General features: G+C 39.9%; 14 protein-coding genes and 2 tRNA genes. 4 read left to right on the top strand and 12 right to left on the bottom strand.

Features of this window, described 5'->3' with window-relative positions; all coding sequences use genetic code 11:
- The first annotated feature begins 155 nt into the window (after window positions 1-155).
- Complete coding sequence (gene mgrA, locus OK025_RS22810) at window positions 156-1,187, top strand: L-glyceraldehyde 3-phosphate reductase (protein WP_317667016.1); 1,032 nt, start codon at window positions 156-158, stop codon at window positions 1,185-1,187.
- 101 nt (window positions 1,188-1,288) lie between these two features.
- On the opposite strand, the gene OK025_RS22815 is transcribed toward mgrA, so the two are convergent.
- Together OK025_RS22815 and OK025_RS22820 are read right to left on the bottom strand one after the other, a co-directional pair.
- Window positions 1,289-1,816: a DUF1697 domain-containing protein gene (locus OK025_RS22815; RefSeq protein ID WP_317667018.1), complete on the bottom strand. Its 528-nt coding sequence runs from the start codon at window positions 1,814-1,816 to the stop codon at window positions 1,289-1,291.
- Between the two features lie 9 nt (window positions 1,817-1,825).
- Window positions 1,826-2,128, bottom strand: a complete 303-nt coding sequence (locus OK025_RS22820) for an MGMT family protein (protein WP_317667020.1) — start codon at window positions 2,126-2,128, stop codon at window positions 1,826-1,828.
- Window positions 2,129-2,531: 403 nt separating this feature from the next.
- Here OK025_RS22820 and OK025_RS22825 point away from each other — a divergent pair, with 403 nt between their 5' ends.
- The gene (locus OK025_RS22825) at window positions 2,532-2,999 is read left to right on the top strand and encodes a hypothetical protein (protein ID WP_317667021.1); all 468 of its coding nucleotides are present in this window, start codon (window positions 2,532-2,534) and stop codon (window positions 2,997-2,999) included.
- A 254-nt stretch (window positions 3,000-3,253) separates the two neighbouring features.
- Here OK025_RS22825 and OK025_RS22830 read toward each other — a convergent pair whose 3' ends face one another.
- The 4 genes from OK025_RS22830 to OK025_RS22845 form a co-directional block, all read right to left on the bottom strand.
- The gene (locus tag OK025_RS22830) at window positions 3,254-3,748 is read right to left on the bottom strand and encodes a hypothetical protein (RefSeq protein WP_317667023.1); all 495 of its coding nucleotides are present in this window, start codon (window positions 3,746-3,748) and stop codon (window positions 3,254-3,256) included.
- 419 nt (window positions 3,749-4,167) lie between these two features.
- Complete coding sequence (locus OK025_RS22835; protein ID WP_317667024.1) at window positions 4,168-5,034, bottom strand: DUF7003 family protein; 867 nt, start codon at window positions 5,032-5,034, stop codon at window positions 4,168-4,170.
- A 389-nt stretch (window positions 5,035-5,423) separates the two neighbouring features.
- Window positions 5,424-5,511 (bottom strand) — tRNA-Ser (locus OK025_RS22840).
- A 55-nt stretch (window positions 5,512-5,566) separates the two neighbouring features.
- On the bottom strand, window positions 5,567-6,085 hold the full coding sequence (locus OK025_RS22845) for a YceI family protein (RefSeq protein WP_120336030.1): 519 nt from the start codon (window positions 6,083-6,085) through the stop codon (window positions 5,567-5,569).
- A gap of 185 nt (window positions 6,086-6,270) precedes the next feature.
- Here OK025_RS22845 and OK025_RS22850 point away from each other — a divergent pair.
- Window positions 6,271-6,344: transfer RNA gene (locus tag OK025_RS22850), tRNA-Arg, on the top strand.
- A 76-nt stretch (window positions 6,345-6,420) separates the two neighbouring features.
- On the opposite strand, the gene OK025_RS22855 is transcribed toward OK025_RS22850, so the two are convergent.
- Window positions 6,421-8,733, bottom strand: a complete 2,313-nt coding sequence (locus OK025_RS22855; protein WP_317667026.1) for a glycoside hydrolase family 3 protein — start codon at window positions 8,731-8,733, stop codon at window positions 6,421-6,423.
- 302 nt (window positions 8,734-9,035) lie between these two features.
- Between OK025_RS22855 and OK025_RS22860 the strand changes: the two genes are divergently transcribed.
- Window positions 9,036-9,785, top strand: coding sequence for an NUDIX hydrolase (locus tag OK025_RS22860; protein ID WP_317667027.1), 750 nt, complete (start codon window positions 9,036-9,038; stop codon window positions 9,783-9,785).
- A 168-nt stretch (window positions 9,786-9,953) separates the two neighbouring features.
- Here the strand turns inward: OK025_RS22860 and OK025_RS22865 are convergent, their stop codons facing one another.
- The 5 genes from OK025_RS22865 to OK025_RS22885 form a co-directional block, all read right to left on the bottom strand.
- Window positions 9,954-10,319: a PleD family two-component system response regulator gene (locus tag OK025_RS22865; protein WP_317667029.1), complete on the bottom strand. Its 366-nt coding sequence runs from the start codon at window positions 10,317-10,319 to the stop codon at window positions 9,954-9,956.
- Between the two features lie 73 nt (window positions 10,320-10,392).
- Window positions 10,393-11,223: a protein-glutamate O-methyltransferase CheR gene (locus OK025_RS22870; protein WP_317667030.1), complete on the bottom strand. Its 831-nt coding sequence runs from the start codon at window positions 11,221-11,223 to the stop codon at window positions 10,393-10,395.
- Window positions 11,224-11,595: a response regulator gene (locus OK025_RS22875; RefSeq protein WP_317667031.1), complete on the bottom strand. Its 372-nt coding sequence runs from the start codon at window positions 11,593-11,595 to the stop codon at window positions 11,224-11,226.
- A 13-nt stretch (window positions 11,596-11,608) separates the two neighbouring features.
- Window positions 11,609-15,211: a response regulator gene (locus tag OK025_RS22880; RefSeq protein ID WP_317667032.1), complete on the bottom strand. Its 3,603-nt coding sequence runs from the start codon at window positions 15,209-15,211 to the stop codon at window positions 11,609-11,611.
- Window positions 15,201-16,685 carry an ATP-binding protein gene (locus OK025_RS22885; protein ID WP_317667033.1) on the bottom strand — a complete coding sequence of 495 codons (1,485 nt, stop codon included), beginning with the start codon at window positions 16,683-16,685 and terminating at the stop codon, window positions 15,201-15,203. Before OK025_RS22885 ends, OK025_RS22880 begins: the two co-directional genes overlap by 11 nt.
- Window positions 16,686-16,726 lie beyond the last annotated feature (41 nt).

The raw sequence follows: 16,726 nt of genomic DNA on the forward strand, positions 1-16,726 counted from the left end.
CATTACCCTACAGTTTTCCAAATGCTCATGAAGGACATCTGCATAAGATCCTTTCGAAAGTTGCCCTGTACTAAAAAATTACATATAAAGTGTCTAGTTAAAACTTGCAAATAAGCATAAATTTATCTTAGTTTGGATTAAAACTATTCAAGACTATGCAGTATACAGCAAATCCAGACCGATATCAAGATATGATCTATAATCGTTGTGGTCAATCCGGTCTTCTATTGCCTGCCATCTCATTGGGAATGTGGCATAATTTCGGTGACGACACACCCCATCAAACCAAAGTTGATATTTGCACAACCGCGTTTGACTTGGGAATTACCCATTTTGACCTCGCAAACAATTACGGCCCTCCTGCTGGGAGCGCCGAAAAGGCCTTCGGACAAATATTAAAAGAACAATTTTACGGTTTACGCGATGAAATGATTATTTCATCAAAAGCAGGATATCACATGTGGAATGGGCCTTATGGAGAATGGGGAAGCCGTAAATATCTGATATCAAGCTGTGAACAATCACTCAAGCGCCTTGGTATCGATTACGTCGATATTTTCTATTCACATCGTTTCGACCCCAATACCCCTTTGGAGGAGACCATGTTGGCACTGGATCAGCTAGTCCGCAGCGGAAAAGCACTTTATGTCGGTATTTCATCCTATAACTCACAACGCACAAAAGAGGCCTATGCGATCCTGAAATCTTTGGGCACACCGTTTATTATTCACCAGCCCAGCTACTCCATGTTAAACAGATGGGTAGAAACCGATGGTTTGCTTGACACGTTGGATGAGATAGGCATTGGTTCCATCGTATTCTCCCCTTTAGCACAGGGCATGCTCACCGATAAATATTTACAACATATCCCGGAGGACAGTCGTGCTTCGCAGTCTAAATCACTTCAGACGAAATTCCTTAACGAAGAAAATCAAAAGAATATCCAGGCTTTACATGCAATTGCACAGCGTAGAGGACAGTCGCTCGCGCAGATGGCGATTGCCTGGGTTTTACGCAAGAAGGAGGTTACATCGGCACTCATTGGTGCGTCAAGACCACAACAGGTCGTTGATTGTGTTGGTGCCTTGAAGAATCTGTCGTTTAGTCCGGAGGAAATTCACGAAATTGATCTTTACGCAAAAGATGGCCATATTAATATCTGGGCTAAATCGGCGGAGATCGATTAAGATCAATATCACTGAAGTTTTCATCCGAGAAACCGCTTCACATCCGGCTGAATTCCATAAAACAAAAAAGAGCCCGGCACTATCCGGGCTCTTGCCGTTGATTAACCCATTTTTTTCAATATCTTTTCAAAGGTATTGATATTCCGGCTTGTCATCTTATCTTTAAGATTCTTTTTTCCTAATACCTTTCCAAAGCTGGAATCCATCGTATTTCCCTTGGGCACACGCCAATAAAAGACCGTATCGACAATCTCGGCCTTCTCCCCTTGCGCCTGCGTCGAATTGATGAATGCATCCATCAGTATTGTTTCGACACCCTCTGTCCCTACAAAAGCATATACATGGAAGTCCGTATGCATTTCAAACGGAATGTTTGCCTGCAGCAACTCCACCTCTTCCTGCGACCGGATGAATAAAAAAGCTTCATAAGAAAAATATGCCGACATGGACTCCTCCAATAGCCGCTTGAGCGGGTCGGCCGCTTTGTCCGACGAAAAAACAATATTTCCAGAAGCCAGTACCGAAGTGACATCAGTTACTCCAGCGTCCTTAAAAACTTGACAGACATCTACCATCTTCATATTGGTTCCCTTCACATTGACGCCGCGTAGAAAAGCACAGTATTTCATGTTATTAAATTAATCGATTAATTCGTCCATTGGATTCCAAAACAACTTTCTAAAATCCTTGATCCGTAAATTATCCACAACAAGCCCCTCGTTTTCAAGCCGTTCCTGAAACTCAGGCACTGCTAGCATCCCACCACTTGAAATTACGCGATGAGCAGGAACATCTTTCGGGCATCCGCCCATGGCTTTCCCGACGTGCCTTGAGTGGTTAGGAAAACCCAAAGCTTTTGCTATGGCTCCATAAGTCGTTACTCGACCCTTCGGAATGAGTTTAGCCACTTCATAAACCTGTTTTTTGAAGATTTCGTCCATACGATATTATGATTTCATTTTTCGGAAAATATCCCGTCTATTATTTTTAGAACCAAATAAAGATACAAAAAACACCGTTTCAATAAGCTAATCTATCATGTTCATCGTTAATATACTTTACCCTTGTGAATGTCTTTTCTATGAGGTTCTGGGGATGATACTTCACGCTATAATCCGACATTATTCCTCAGCCAGGAATTGGATTGAATGTTACAGATTCAACGCACATTAAAGGGAAATCAATTACTATTGTTGTTTGTGGCAATGTCTAACACATTAACAGTACAAAAAAACTTAGTCAATTGAGTGATAGAATATTTGAGCTTAAACAGATATTGTTTTAATTAATTATCCAATTTTTTTGCACTTTTGCAGCAAGTACAAAGAAAAAAGACCATATTAGATGAAGTACCTTTTTAATTTACCAGACTTTCCAGATTCAAGCTTCGTCATGCAGATCACATTCTGGACGGGTAAGCAAATATTGTTCAAAAACGATGCTCTTGTTGAGCAATCCGGAGAAAAAGGTAAGCCTTTTTTAATACCTGATGATCATGGAACGATTGTAAAGGCCTATCCAAAGCCATCCCTTCCCGACTTTGCCCCCATATTGATAATCAATGGTGAGAAACACAGAATAGTTGCAAAACTCCCTTGGTATCAGCTTGTCTTAGCACTTCTTCCACTTTTACTTTTATATGGCGGAGCTTTGGGTGGCGGCGCCGGAGCAATTGCAGCGATGCTTAATATGCAGATATTTAGAAATGAAGACAGCGCAGCTGTTAAATACTTCAAGGTGATCGGCATCACTGTAGCCGCTTTTGCAGTCTATTTCTTACTGGTTACAGCTATATACAGTGCGATAGCATAAAACAGTATTGTCCCGAAACTTTTAATAATGAGGAATACCTGAGCGAATAGCTCAGGTTTTTACCCGCCGTTTTTTTTATTAACAGTAAAGAGACTGGAAAACAGATTACTTCCGACATTTCTTATCATTAATACCGTTGACATAAGTATCTATTTATGAACCTTTTTACGGATAATTATAATCTGAGAACTTTCAAAATATCCTAAGTTACGAAAAGCTCCTGTAAGTAAATTTTTTTTAATTAATTCCCTTGTTTAATGTTTACTTTTTTCGTTTTCAAGTGACTGTGGGGAAAAAGATCCTTCCAATTGTCTATACAAGCTATCCCAACTTGGACTATTATCAGCATTCAGCTTGCTATATTTTCTACTATTTGTCTCAATGCTTATTTTAATATCTATTCCATCGTATGGTTGGCGCGATTCCCCTTCTTTAGCATCAGCAAATTTCTCTAATTCAATTTTATTCAATAGTAAGTTCCATTTTTCCTCCGTATTGCTATATGATTTTAGAGCACTGTGGGCTGTATCAATTGCTGAAAACAGACAATATACACTATCTCTTGTTATCCTCATCGTATAACCGTTTGAGGGTACTGCAGTAAATCCGCCAATAGCAGAAATTGAAACCGCTGTAATTTCCTTTTTAGTATTATCCGTTATTGTCTGCTGCGATTTGTACAAACAGCCCTGTACTAGAAGCACCTGCGCAAACAGAAACGAGAGATTTAAAATCAATTTTGCACCCATATTTTATCCTTTCACCCCTAAGAAGTAATTAACTGCATAGCGAAAGACTTATGCCGCAAAAACAAACCTATTGCCACTTTCCTAATTTACAAAAGTTAATAGAATATTACCTATCTCTGAATCACTTTGTTCTTACATTAACCAACTTCGCTGAGTTGACAGCTCATAATCCTCCAAACATGTGATCGTTTGCAACTGAAGAACGGTCTAATTTCGACCATCAAAGATATCAATCAAATGTTAAAATACCGAAGGGGCTGATGACGCCTAACGTCTGGCGGCTTTGCGACGGAACGGTAATAACGAACCCTCAGTTGAGTTTTGCACTGAGGTTACGTAGAAGTACAAAACTCAAAGTTTGCACGTCAGCCCGCCTGATGCAAACCCATGTTACCTGCTGTTGTTTTTTTGTCCGTCCATTACATACTTCCTGAGTCTGGCCAATTTGTCCAATGAGTATTGGGTTCTAAAGTAGGTTTATATTGTTTCTGGTCATTTGTTACAATGACTTTAGCAATTAGTTGCCAAGTCTCATAGGAACTTGGTCTATTGTTTTCCCAAATTTCTTTATTCCAATCATTACTTAGTATTTCCTGCTGTCTGAATGATTGTGCAAAACGCTCAAAGGTCATTCCACCGAGTCCGGTTAAATTTTTATTGAACTCAAAAGTCTGACGTAAATGCTCGTCTGTCATTGTAGGTGAAATTTGTAATTGGAAGTCTTTATGATGCCATTCGTCAAGCACTAATACTTTTTTCAAATCAGTCGGAATGGACTTGTATAGTTCATTTTCCGTTGCACGGAATAAGTTGCGATTTTGCAAAACGACAAGTCTTCCAACTTCTTCAGCACGTATTTCATTTGGTTCATATTCTTTCAGTTCAATACCAGCGTTCAAATAGTCTTGTTTATTGTGACTTAATGAAACTTGTTGTCCACGAACCAACCAAAATTTTGCATCTGATTTTAAACTTTCACCTTCAATAGTGTCGTTGAAGTTGTCAAAGTCAATTGGGTGAATGCTGTAATAGCCTGTCGGTCGTTCATTGTAAAACTCCAGATTAGTCAAACAGTTACCATAGTAATTAATGTCAAGAACAATCGCTCCGGCTCTTGGGTTATAACCAAGTCTTTCAACTGCAATTGCCCAATAGTCGTTGTCGGCACGAAAAACATTTAGTCTTGTGTCAATGAGGAATGAGTAAACGTGTCCAAGATCAACAAACGAGCAGTAATATCCGTCATTGGAATTGTCAAGTGTATTTAATATTTCTTCTTCGGTCATTGTATATTCCTATCGTTTTAAAAATAGCAGGCAACTCTCAAATATACGCAATTAACCAAATTATAAAATAGATTCTATAGAAAATGCTAAAAGATATTATGTCAGGCAATTAGAAAAAATATAGATTCCACGGATTACAGGTATAAATTTCGAACCTAAGCTTTAAGTAGCCAAGAAATCAATCGATTTTAAACACTGAATATCAACCACTTAAAAACAATTTTGTGACACCTTCTAGAAATCCCTAAAAGTGCCACGAATGTGCCACAAACTTTTGGCGTATTTTTGAAAATTTTAGCAATTCCCATAAACAAAAAAATCCTGCAAATCATTGATTTTGCAGGATTTATCTATTTTTTAGTGCTTTTTAAAAACTTTAAATTTGCACCTGGCGGAGAGTGAGGGATTCGAACCCCCGAACCTGTGACAGTTAACGGTTTTCAAGACCGCCGCATTCGACCACTCTGCCAACTCTCCGCGACAAAAGTACGAATTTTTACTCTCCTGCCAAATTTTATTTTATATATTGTATCTATTGAGCTTTTATAAACTGAATATCAGCACTAAATTTTACATCGTCGCTCACCATAACGCCTCCTGTTTCTAAAGCAGCGTTCCAATTAAGGCCAAATTCTGAACGTTTGATTTTGCCTTCCACAATAAAACCAGCTTTCGTATTTCCCCAAGGATCTTTTTGTATTCCTGCAAATTCCAAATCAAATACGACCGGTCTAGTGACGTCACGAATAGTCAGATTTCCCTTAATTTGCTCATTTTCTAAACTCGTCGCCTCAAAAGTAATGGTAGGATATTTTTCCACGTCAAAAAAGTCAGGACTTTTTAGATGTCCATCCCGTTGTTCATTACGTGTATTGATAGATGCTGTATTAATAACCACTTTGGCAAGCGCATTTTTAAAATCTTCGCCTTCGGCATCAACATCTATTTTAAAACCGTCAAAGTTTCCTTTAACGTTCGTAATCATCATGTGTTTTACTTTGAATTCTATCTCGCTATGTGCAGCGTCTAGTTCCCATTTTCCTTGTGCCATAATTTTATGTTTTTTCTATTTGTTTAATAACACAAAGGTAACAGCAGTTTTATTCATTTTGTTTGACCTAGATCAATAAAATAATCTTATTGAAAAGCAATCAGTTATTGAAAAACCACAAAAAAAAGCTGGTGATATTTTGGAAATATAACACAAATGTCTACTTTTGCATTACCGAAAGCGACGCGCCAATAGCTCAGCTGGATAGAGCATCGGTTTTCTAAACCGACGGTCTCAGGTTCGAATCCTGATTGGCGTACAAAAAAGGCCTTTAATTCATTTTAAAGGCCTTTTTTATGAACTTGATTTTTGGTTGATAAAATGCTTGAACATTTTTATTTTTTCACAAATTCACGTACACGTTCATCTTTAATCACACCCGACCAGTTCAGACCATAACCAAAATCATAAGCATGCCCCGCCTGGTCAATATATACTTCCATATCGAAAGGCAGGTCCTCAGCTTGTTTCTCCACCGTAACCATATTTGCGGGCATTTGTACGGGTAGTAAACCCGAAGGCTCATATTTCCCAAACATAATATCAAGTACCGCCTGTGTGGATATACCAAAATTTAAAATAATACCAGAAACTTCTTTTTCAAATTCAGCAAAGACCATTGGCTTGTTCGCAGTCACAGATACCACAACTGGTTTGCCCTTCATCATTGCTTTTGTATCCAAAATAGTCTGAAGATCCATCACATTGGCAGCAGTTGTAGTTTTATCTTTATAAGACCTATTCATTATGGAAGGATCGATTACGGGGTCACCTGCTGCCATACTTTCCGCACGGGCAGCTGAAGCAGTATAAGTGCCATATTGCAAAGAAATTGGCACATAGCCATTTCCACCACTTACACGATCCCGCTCACTATACCCTCCTTCGGCACTAATGGGGCTCCGAACAAACACCAATGCCAGATCAGCATCATTGGGATTATCGGTCACATCAGCATATTTTCGCAAAACCTCAATATTGACAGGATATTCCAACTGCGCCTGTATGTAGTTACCCCACCAATCTTTCATCGCTGGAGTGTATACTTTAGGAACATACACTTTCTTTCGGCCACGAATAGGCATTTGCTGATCGATATTCTTCAACAATACAACGGACTTCACCTGAGCTTCATACCCCTCCTTCATGTAGTTCGGATTCCCGACAATCTTACGAGTTTCAGTAACATCAAGATACGGATTTTCAAAAAGTCCAATGCGGAAAATATTTAGCAGTAGCCTTCGCGCTGAGGCCTCAAACCTTTGTCGCATGAATTTTTCACCATACTCCTTTACCCCCAACGCGTAAGCTTCAAGCACAGGGACTTTATCATTGTTTCCTCCAAATTGATCCACACCTGCCATTAAAGCCTTGTAGTGACGTTCAGCTATAGACAATCGTTCCACTCCCCAAGGCTTACCCGCAAATCCATCGGGCATAGGTGCTTCATCCCCCGTAATAAGCCAGTCTGAACAGATCACCCCATCATATCCATAAGTGCCACGCAGCAGGTCTGTTAATAAATATTTACTGTAGCCGTTTCCAACATTTTCACCATTTTTCTTATCCTGATCGAAGGAAATGGTATAATAGGGCATCACGGCCGCTGCTTTACTTGTTTTTCCTGCAAGCTGAAAAGCCCCATTCACAAAAGGTCCGATATGTTGCTTGAGATTATCCCCTGGATAAACAGCAAACTTACCGATCGCCCAATGACCATCTCGACCACCCTCTTCCGGGCCACCACTAGGCCAATGTTTAACCATTGCATTGACACTTTTGTAGCCCCAACCTAAGGCAATTTCATCTTTCCCCACAGAAGTTTGAAAACCATCAATATAAGCTCTAGCCATTGCAGTAGTTAGCGCCGGGCTTTCTCCAAAAGTCATTCCAATACGATACCAACGAGGTTCAGTACCGAGATCAATCTGCGGTGATAATGCCGTTGTAATCCCAAGCGATCGGTATTCCGAAGCAGCGACTTGACCAAACCGTCTAACAATCGCTGGGTCGAAAGTCGCTGCCATTGCAAGCCCGTCTGGCCACATGGAGATTTGACCACCCGCTCCTGCGTTGAACTCTGCACTTACCACCGCATTATGCCGCGGATCAGAACTGTTGTTTGCGGGAATACCCCATCCTATCCCTTCCACAAAACCTTGTAGTTCATTGTTCCAACGAGCGGCTGTCTCCGGGTCCTTTACCGCTGTCAATAGCACATGCCTTACTCCATCTTTATGGAGAAAATCGCGCTGTTGATCAGTTAGCTCCCAAGGCGAAACATCCGCATCAGGATAGTTTTTACCGCGATAAGTACCGGCCATAAACCCAATAGCAGGAGCCGGCAAAGCTTGGTGCCTACTATACAACATAAGTCCAGCGATTTGATCAATCGTTAATTGCGAAGCAAGGTCTCTGGCCCTTTCCTCGGGTCCTAATCTCCAGTCTTCATAATGATCCAATTTTCCGTTTCGATTTAAATCCTTAAACTTCTTGCCAGCTACAGTCAGAATTTTCACTCCTGATGTTGTTGAATAACCCAATACCGGCCCCTGTTTATTCTCAACTTTTTGATAAGCCTGACCTTGAGCCACCTGCGTTAAAGACAGACTAAAAGATAATGCAAAAATTAGTTTCCCTGATTTCATATAGAACATTATTTTGGTAAACAAATAATATGATGAATCTCGCCTCTTTATTGGCGGAAAAAAAATAGTTATAATCAGTTATTATTAATGCTTCGTAAAGAAGCATTACAATACTACAATCTTTTTAATCGAATACAAAAAACAAAATCACAAAATAAATACAAAAAACTCATATCCAATTAAATACATTAACATGAGCACGCTCTTTGTAATTTTCAGCCGAAGAATTGAAATTATTTTATCGATCAATTTACCTGTGATTGCGATATTTTTTTGTAATATTAATCCAAAGACAACAGGGTATGGATTTCAGAACACAGATCATAAATGCATCGGCAGAGAGTTATGAAAAATTCCTACCACATATTTCTGTAGACACTGTCATCTTCGGATTTAACCAAGGTACCTTGAAAATCCTCCTGTTAAAAATGAATTACAACAAAGAATGGTTTCTCCCCGGGGGCTATGTAGGAAAGAATGAAGACACAGATGAGGCTGTCAAACGTGTTCTTTATGAACGTTCGGGCGTAAAAGATATCTTTTTAGAAGAGTTTGCTGTTTTTGGAAACCCCCAGCGTAACCAACAATCTTTTGCTGACTTCCCGGATACACTTTGGAACAAGCAACGGTTTATTTCCATAGGTTACTATGCGCTGGTCAACTATACCTATGTCATTCCTCAGCCCGATGCACTAAGCGAAACCTGCCAATGGGTAGATTTTAAGGAGGTAGCATCACTGGATATTACGATGGATCACCGCAACATAATTGACAAGGCCCTACAGGTATTGCGTGAAAGACTGTCCTACAAACCTATTGGTTACAATTTATTGCCGGATAAGTTCACGCTCCCCGACCTTCAACGGCTGTACGAGACAGTCTTAGGAAAAAAGCTCAATCGAGGCAATTTCTATCGAAAAATGAAAAATATGGCGATCCTCGAGAAATTGGACGAACAGCGAAAAGGTGGAGCTCATAAAGCGCCCGACCTTTATAAATTTAATCAGGATATATATAACAGCATCTTAAAGGAAGGGGCGAACACGTGGTAATTGTAGTTCTTCCCCAGGCTCCTACTGACCGAAAACAAGGAATCCAGATGCCGCCTCAAAACTCGACTAATAAAAATATATCACCTTTTTCCAGATTAACCTGATAGCCGCCATAGGTATTCAATAAAAAAACAGCAAACACAACATGCTGCTCGATACTTCGATTTATTAGGCTGTATATTTATTTACGATACTTTCCAAATCCTCTAAATCAAATGGTTTGGACAGAAAATCATCTGCTCCAGCACGGTCTGCCAAGGATTGAATGTCATTGTTGGCCGACACATAAATGACTGGAATATGGTTAAAACGCTTATCCGCTTTCAACAGCCTCGTTGCTTCCACTCCGCCTATATTGGGAATCCAGTTGTCCATCAATATCAGATCGGGTTCAGTAGATTCTACCCGTTGGATAATATCATGCGAAGTTTCTGATACTTCAACATGGAACCCCAAATCCGTTAATACAACTGTTATGACTTCCAATATGATGGTATCGTCCTCAAATATCAATACAGTTTTTGTTTTACTCATATTTTTTAGTTTATATACCGTGTTCTCATTCAATTATACCATGTGACATACCTGTACTGCCAAATGGATTATCTTACAACGGGTAAAGTTTCTTCCAAATTTTTTGATTCCCAACCGCTGTAAAGTTATGCTGAATACTTGAAAATCGTATCGTTTCTTTACTCCCCAGCGCCAAATATCCTAAATTTTCTAGACTTGCGTCAAACAATTTAAACACACGTTCCTGCAGATCTTTATTAAAGTAAATCAAAACATTGCGACAAAGGATCAACTGAAAGCTATTAAAAGAGGTATCTGACACCAGATTATGGGTAGATAAAATCATTTTTCGTTTCAGATCAGCGTCAAATTTTGCCCATTCATAATTTGCCGTATAATACTTCGAAAAATCCTGTTTTCCGCCAGATTCCATATAATTCTCAGAGAATGTTTTTATTTGGCTTAATGGATAAACACCATTTCTTGCAATTTCAAGAACCCTTGGGTTAATATCAGTTGCATAAATCAATGACTTATGATACAAATTAGCCTCTTTCAATAATATAGCCATCGAATATGCTTCCTCTCCCGTTGAACAGCCCGCTACCCAGATCCGTATTAATGGATAGGTACCCAATTGAGGAAGGATTTCTTCCCGTAGTTCCCGAAAAAATAAGGGATCCCGAAACATTTCCGTCAAGTTTACCGTAATCTCCTCAACAAAGTGCTGTAGAAATTCGGAATTGTCTTTTAAGGCAAATCTAAGTTCAGCAAAACTCGCCAATCGATCGTTTGTCATAATCCGATTGATCCTCCTCTTAATCGAAGCACGGCTGTACTGCAAAAAATCATAGCCATAATCGCGATAAATATCTTCAAGCAAGATATCTATTTCATGGTCCTTTATAATATTGTAGCCCAACATCTAGATCAATCGTTCAATTTCATACATCAATTTATCCACATCAATCGGTTTCGAAACATACGATTGCGCTCCAGCTTCCAAACATTTTTCCCGATCTCCGCTCATTGCTTGTGCCGTCACAGCAATGATAGGAAGTTCACTAATTCGTTCCGAATCTCGGATCAATCGAATCGTTTCATAACCATCAATCTCCGGCATCATCATATCCAGCAAAACCAGTGCAATGTCATTATCCGACTCCAATAATGTAATTGCTTCGCGGGCAGTGGCACTACTCAAGACCTGATACCCCTTAGCCTTTAAAGTTAGTCGTAAGGCAAAAATATTACGCTGATCGTCGTCGACGATCAATATCACTTTGTTCTGATCCATATAGCAGTTACCCCTAATTTTCATATAGCCACACACGCAATAAAGACAACAGCTGATCAATATCCACTGGCTTGGAAATATAATCGGACGCCCCGGCCTGAATGCATTTTTCGCGATCTCCGATCATCGACTTCGCTGTTACAGCAATGATCGGTAGTCCTGCATATTTTGCATTTTGTCGAATATTTTTGATGGTCTCATAACCGTCCATTTCGGGCATCATCATATCCATCAGTACGATATCAATAGATTCAGCCGAAGCAAGTACCTCCAGGGCCTCTCTACCATCCATTGCTGGAATGACCTTCACCTGAAATTTCTCCAAAGCTTTTGTCATGGAAAAGATATTACGAACATCATCGTCTGCAACAAGTACATTCTTACCTTTCAGCACATCGGTTAACGTACCAAGACCATTGTTTTTTCTCCCCGCCTCATCTGAATTATTTACTTCTATTAAATGCAAAAACAGGCCGACTTCATCCAGAATCCGTTGATAGGAATGTGCTGTTTTCACCACAACCGAATCGGCATATTTCTTAATCTTAAGTTCCTCAGATTTAGACAGGTTCTTGCCTGTAAAGATGATGATGGGCAAATTTTCAAGACCTTCATGCTGTTTGATTGCTTCCAACGTATGGTAGCCCATTTCATCAGGTACTCCCATATCCAAAATCACACAATCTACATCGGCTGTGCGCAAAGCTGTAATACTATCTTCGACATTGTCTTTTACTTCAAGTGAAATATTAAAACTACTTAAAAAATAAGACAATGCACTTGCATGTTTTGGATTCTCTTCGACGATAAGCACCTTCTTGGGTGAACGGCTTAGCGCAGATTCAATCTTTTGAAATACGCTTGTCATTTGCTCCAAGGCAACAGGCTTATTGATAAAATCAATTGCCCCCTTTAATAAACTTTCTTTTTTCACCTCGAGCGATGACATGATATGCACAGGGATATGTCGTATTTCCTTATTTCCCTTCAATTGATCCATCACGGCCCATCCATCCATTACTGGTAATTGGATGTCCAATAAAACGGCAACAGGACGATATTTTTGTGCAGCGGGTAGCGCTTGGTCCCCACGTACAACAACAACCCCTTTATAATTTTGTGTGTGCGTATATTTCAATAGCGCCTTGGCAAAATTAACATCATCCTCGACAATCAATATCACTTTATCACCGTCCTTAATTGTATCCCTGTCATCCGGCACCTCCTCCGGAATGCGAATCGTAAGCGGATTGTAGGCTTCCTCTTTAACGATTTCATTGACCTCCTCCACCTCCGAAGAAATCTCTTCAACGAGCTGCTCTTCCTTGGTTAATAGCTCACCGACCTCGACTTTATCTTTTGGAATAATAAACAAAAATGTACTGCCCTTCCCTTCTTCACTCTCCAACTTGATCTCTCCACCCAAGAGACGTGCAATCTCCCGGCTAATCGACAGCCCCAGTCCTGTACCACCAAATTTTCTTCTGGTTGATCCATCCGCCTGTTGAAAAGCTTCAAAAATGATTTTTTGTTTATCAAGCGGAATACCTATACCCGAATCGACTACAGCGAACACCAATCGATCACTATCGCTTGGATCTTCATAGATTTCCAGACGTACTTCGCCTTCTTTGGTAAATTTAATGGCATTAGAAATTAGATTCCGTAGTACTTGATCTATCCGCAAACGATCACCTTGAAAGCTCCGGTTAACCGAATCACTGATACTTGTTCTGAAAATTAAACCCTTTTCCTGTACAACAGGCGAAAACAGACTATTCAAATCCGCCAAAATATCATTCAGGTTCAACCTTGTATATTCCAAGGTCATCTTACCCGATTCAATTTTGGAAAGGTCCAGAATCTCATCAATCAAGGTGAGCAAACTTGTTCCCGAACTTTGTATAACTTTGGCTGACTCAATCTGATCTGAATTCAGATTTTCCTCCACATTCTCAGACAATAAGCGCGACAATAATAAGATCGAGTTGAGTGGCGTACGCAATTCGTGCGACATATTAGCTAAAAATTCCGACTTATATTTGGTACTTAGTGCCAGCTCCTCAGCTTTTTGTTGGATCTCCTGATTCCGTTCCGCAATCATCAGATTCTTATCCTCAAGCAAACGCGAGCGCTCCTCCAGCTCTTGATTGGACTGCATCAGTTCCTCATGCTGCACTCTAAGTTCCTCCTCCGAAGATTGCAAACGCAATGTTTGCGCCTCCAATTCAGTATTTAAGCTTTCAAGCTCGGCATGTTGCGTTAGTAGCTCTTCAGACTGCACCTGAGTTTCCTCCAATAAGGTCTGGATTTTCGCCCTTCCTTTTGCTGAAACCAGTGCAATCCCAATCTGTCGGGAACATTCAGTCAAAAATGTCTTTTCCACTGCAGTAAAACTCTCCATTTGACCAACCTCCAATACACCCAGCACCTGATCATCAACCAGCATTGGTAAAAGCTGAATATGAGGTACATTGATTTTTCCGTTGGCAAAACTCACGAGATAGTCTGCTGAATTCAAATTATTCAAGGTCTTTGGTTCACGATCCGTAAATACCTGACCGATATATCCTTCACCAGGTAAAAAATATTTTTGTACCTGTTTATCGAGTCCATACGTTCCTGCCAGCTCCAACCTTTCATCATTAAAGATATAGATTGCACCACTAACAGCCCCCATATATCCGATCAGGGTTTTGATAGAATCGACCGCAATCGTTTCTTCACTCTTATTCCCCACCAACCCTGTATAGAGTTTTGCATAACCGGCATGCAACCAGTCGTTATCTTTAAGTTGGTCAAAAGATTTCTTCAACGATTTGGACATTCGGTTGACCGATTTGGCTATTGCTCCCAAATCATCATCCTCCACCTCTTCTGCTTTGACGTCATATTCCCCCAATGCGATGCGATTGGTTATTTTTTGAACTAAATTTAATCGTCTTGAAATCGCTTCATCCTTGTCACGAAGTGATTTTTCTAGCAAAGCGCGCTTTTTGAAATCTGCCCGTAACCTGAAATAAAAATAGCTGGTAATAATGAGAGAAAGCAATGCACTGATAACGATAAAAAGTGTCGTGATAAACGACGAATTGTCCAGATTGGTAGATTTCTGATTGATTGTATCGTCTTCATTTTGGATAATATCATTAATAATCTTGCGGCATTTATCCATAGCCGATTTACTAACATCCAACTGAGCCAAGCTAACCACACCACCGTTTCTTTTAGTAGCGACCGTCTCCTTTAAAACTTCTATTCGCCATTGTGCCGCAGTTAACAGACTATCAACACGAACTTTTTGCACCGGATCTACCCTGGTCAGCGTCTCTATAGCCTTTAATTCTGTGGGCAAGCTTTCCAATGCTTTATTAAAAGGCTCCAAATAACTTTCCTTTCCGGTCAGAAGAAAACCCCGGTTTCCTGTTTCAGCTCCTTGTAATGAATTAAGTACATTATTGGATGTACTGATAATCTTCCTTGTCACACCAAGCTCCTCACGGTACTTATTTTGTTCCTGAATACCAACATAAGATGCAGTAGAACTGATCAGCAATATGACTAAGGAAAAACCTATTCCGACCGTTAGATTATTGAGTGTCTTACTATTTGGCATCTAGAGGTAAATTTAAAGGTAAGGTAAAATAAAATGTCGCCCCTTGTCCACCCGAACTTTCAACAGCAATGGTTCCATGATGGGCGCGAATAATTTCAGCACAGATATAAAGTCCTATCCCAAGCCCCTGAAAATCGAACGACGTTTCTTCCACACGATAAAATTTCTCAAACACATCACCTTGCTTCTCTTCTGGAATGCCGATCCCAAAATCTATTACACTTATTTTCACGTTGCTGTCTACAATAGAGCAGTCAACAATTACTTTTTCCGTTCCCGCAGCATATTTATATGCATTCGTCAAAAAATTAACCAACACCTGCTCTAGACGGATCTCATCACCATAAATCTGTACGTCCGTAATATCCCCTCGCCGGAAAAGCTTCATGCTGCTTTGATCATGCGTTTGAACAATGGAGTCAACGGCACTCTTGACCATATGCTCGAGAGAAAATACCTTTTTATTGATCAGCAGCTTCCCATTATCGATCTTTGACAGATCCAAAAGATCAGAAATAAGACTGTTGAGTTTGTCAACTTGGCCCTGAACCCGGGTAACATACTTTGCCTCAGCACTTTCCTCCTCCAGCTTAAGTTTACGGTCGAGCAATTGCATATACGCTTTAATACTTGTTAAAGGTGTTTTCAACTCGTGACTCGCGATACTCAGGAACTCATCTTTTTCCTTTTCAGCTTTTTTTTGTGCATCGATATCTGTAAAAGTCCCGACCCACTTACTCGCTCCATTCTCCAAAATTGGCCACACACGCAAAAGCTGATATAGGTATTCCCCACATGGCCTCCTTTGAATACGTACTTCCATTTCCAAGGGTTCTCCAGAGCGAAGACTCGCTTGAAGCTCTTTTTCGATTGATTGATCGCCAGGATAGATCTGTGGGAATTTTGAGGCATCATCAGAAAACTGAAACCAGCGTCCATTCACAAAATCAATATTTCCTGCACTGTCACAGGTAAAAGCAATTTGAGGTAAAGACTCCAAAAGCGTATGCAAATAGTCCACCTTAGACCGCAGTTCCTGCTGTGCCTGCTTGCGCCGTTCTACCTCAAGTTCTAAAGTTTGTTGAATATCTTTAAGCGCTTGGGTCTGTTCATACAACCGATAAAATGTTTTAACTTTCAACATCAGGATGTCGGGATCCACAGGCTTGGTCACATAATCCAATCCACCCGAATCATAACCCTTGGTGATAAAGCGTTTATCCGTATTTACAGCAGACAAAAATATGATCGGAGTTTCCTTTGTTTTGCTAAATCCCGCTATATTTTCAGCGACTTCAAAGCCATCCATATCTGGCATCTGAACATCCAATATGATTAATGCATAATTATATTTTAAGATCTTTTTTAAAGCTTCTTCCCCAGATTGAGCGGTATCAACTTTAAAATTTTTGGATTCCAGTAATTTTTGCAAAGAGTAAATATTATCCGGATTATCATCAACAATTAATATCATAGTGTATTAAAACTTAGCATCAAGGTTAACAAATCTAAAAA

This window comes from Sphingobacterium sp. UGAL515B_05, from assembly GCF_033097525.1.
Lineage (GTDB): Bacteria > Bacteroidota > Bacteroidia > Sphingobacteriales > Sphingobacteriaceae > Sphingobacterium.

Excerpts from the sequence above, each read along its gene's own strand:
- mgrA (WP_317667016.1), top strand. The coding sequence starts at position 156 with ATGCAGTATACAGCAAATCCAGACCGATATCAAGATATGATCTATAAT.
- OK025_RS22815 (WP_317667018.1), bottom strand. The coding sequence starts at position 1,816 with ATGAAATACTGTGCTTTTCTACGCGGCGTCAATGTGAAGGGAACCAAT.
- OK025_RS22885 (WP_317667033.1), bottom strand. The coding sequence starts at position 16,685 with ATGATATTAATTGTTGATGATAATCCGGATAATATTTACTCTTTGCAA.
- OK025_RS22860 (WP_317667027.1), top strand. The coding sequence starts at position 9,036 with ATGGATTTCAGAACACAGATCATAAATGCATCGGCAGAGAGTTATGAA.
- OK025_RS22830 (WP_317667023.1), bottom strand. The coding sequence starts at position 3,748 with ATGGGTGCAAAATTGATTTTAAATCTCTCGTTTCTGTTTGCGCAGGTG.
- OK025_RS22835 (WP_317667024.1), bottom strand. The coding sequence starts at position 5,034 with ATGACCGAAGAAGAAATATTAAATACACTTGACAATTCCAATGACGGA.
- OK025_RS22855 (WP_317667026.1), bottom strand. The coding sequence starts at position 8,733 with ATGAAATCAGGGAAACTAATTTTTGCATTATCTTTTAGTCTGTCTTTA.
- OK025_RS22845 (WP_120336030.1), bottom strand. The coding sequence starts at position 6,085 with ATGGCACAAGGAAAATGGGAACTAGACGCTGCACATAGCGAGATAGAA.
- OK025_RS22825 (WP_317667021.1), top strand. The coding sequence starts at position 2,532 with ATGAAGTACCTTTTTAATTTACCAGACTTTCCAGATTCAAGCTTCGTC.
- OK025_RS22870 (WP_317667030.1), bottom strand. The coding sequence starts at position 11,223 with ATGTTGGGCTACAATATTATAAAGGACCATGAAATAGATATCTTGCTT.
- OK025_RS22865 (WP_317667029.1), bottom strand. The coding sequence starts at position 10,319 with ATGAGTAAAACAAAAACTGTATTGATATTTGAGGACGATACCATCATA.
- OK025_RS22820 (WP_317667020.1), bottom strand. The coding sequence starts at position 2,128 with ATGGACGAAATCTTCAAAAAACAGGTTTATGAAGTGGCTAAACTCATT.
- OK025_RS22880 (WP_317667032.1), bottom strand. The coding sequence starts at position 15,211 with ATGCCAAATAGTAAGACACTCAATAATCTAACGGTCGGAATAGGTTTT.
- OK025_RS22875 (WP_317667031.1), bottom strand. The coding sequence starts at position 11,595 with ATGGATCAGAACAAAGTGATATTGATCGTCGACGACGATCAGCGTAAT.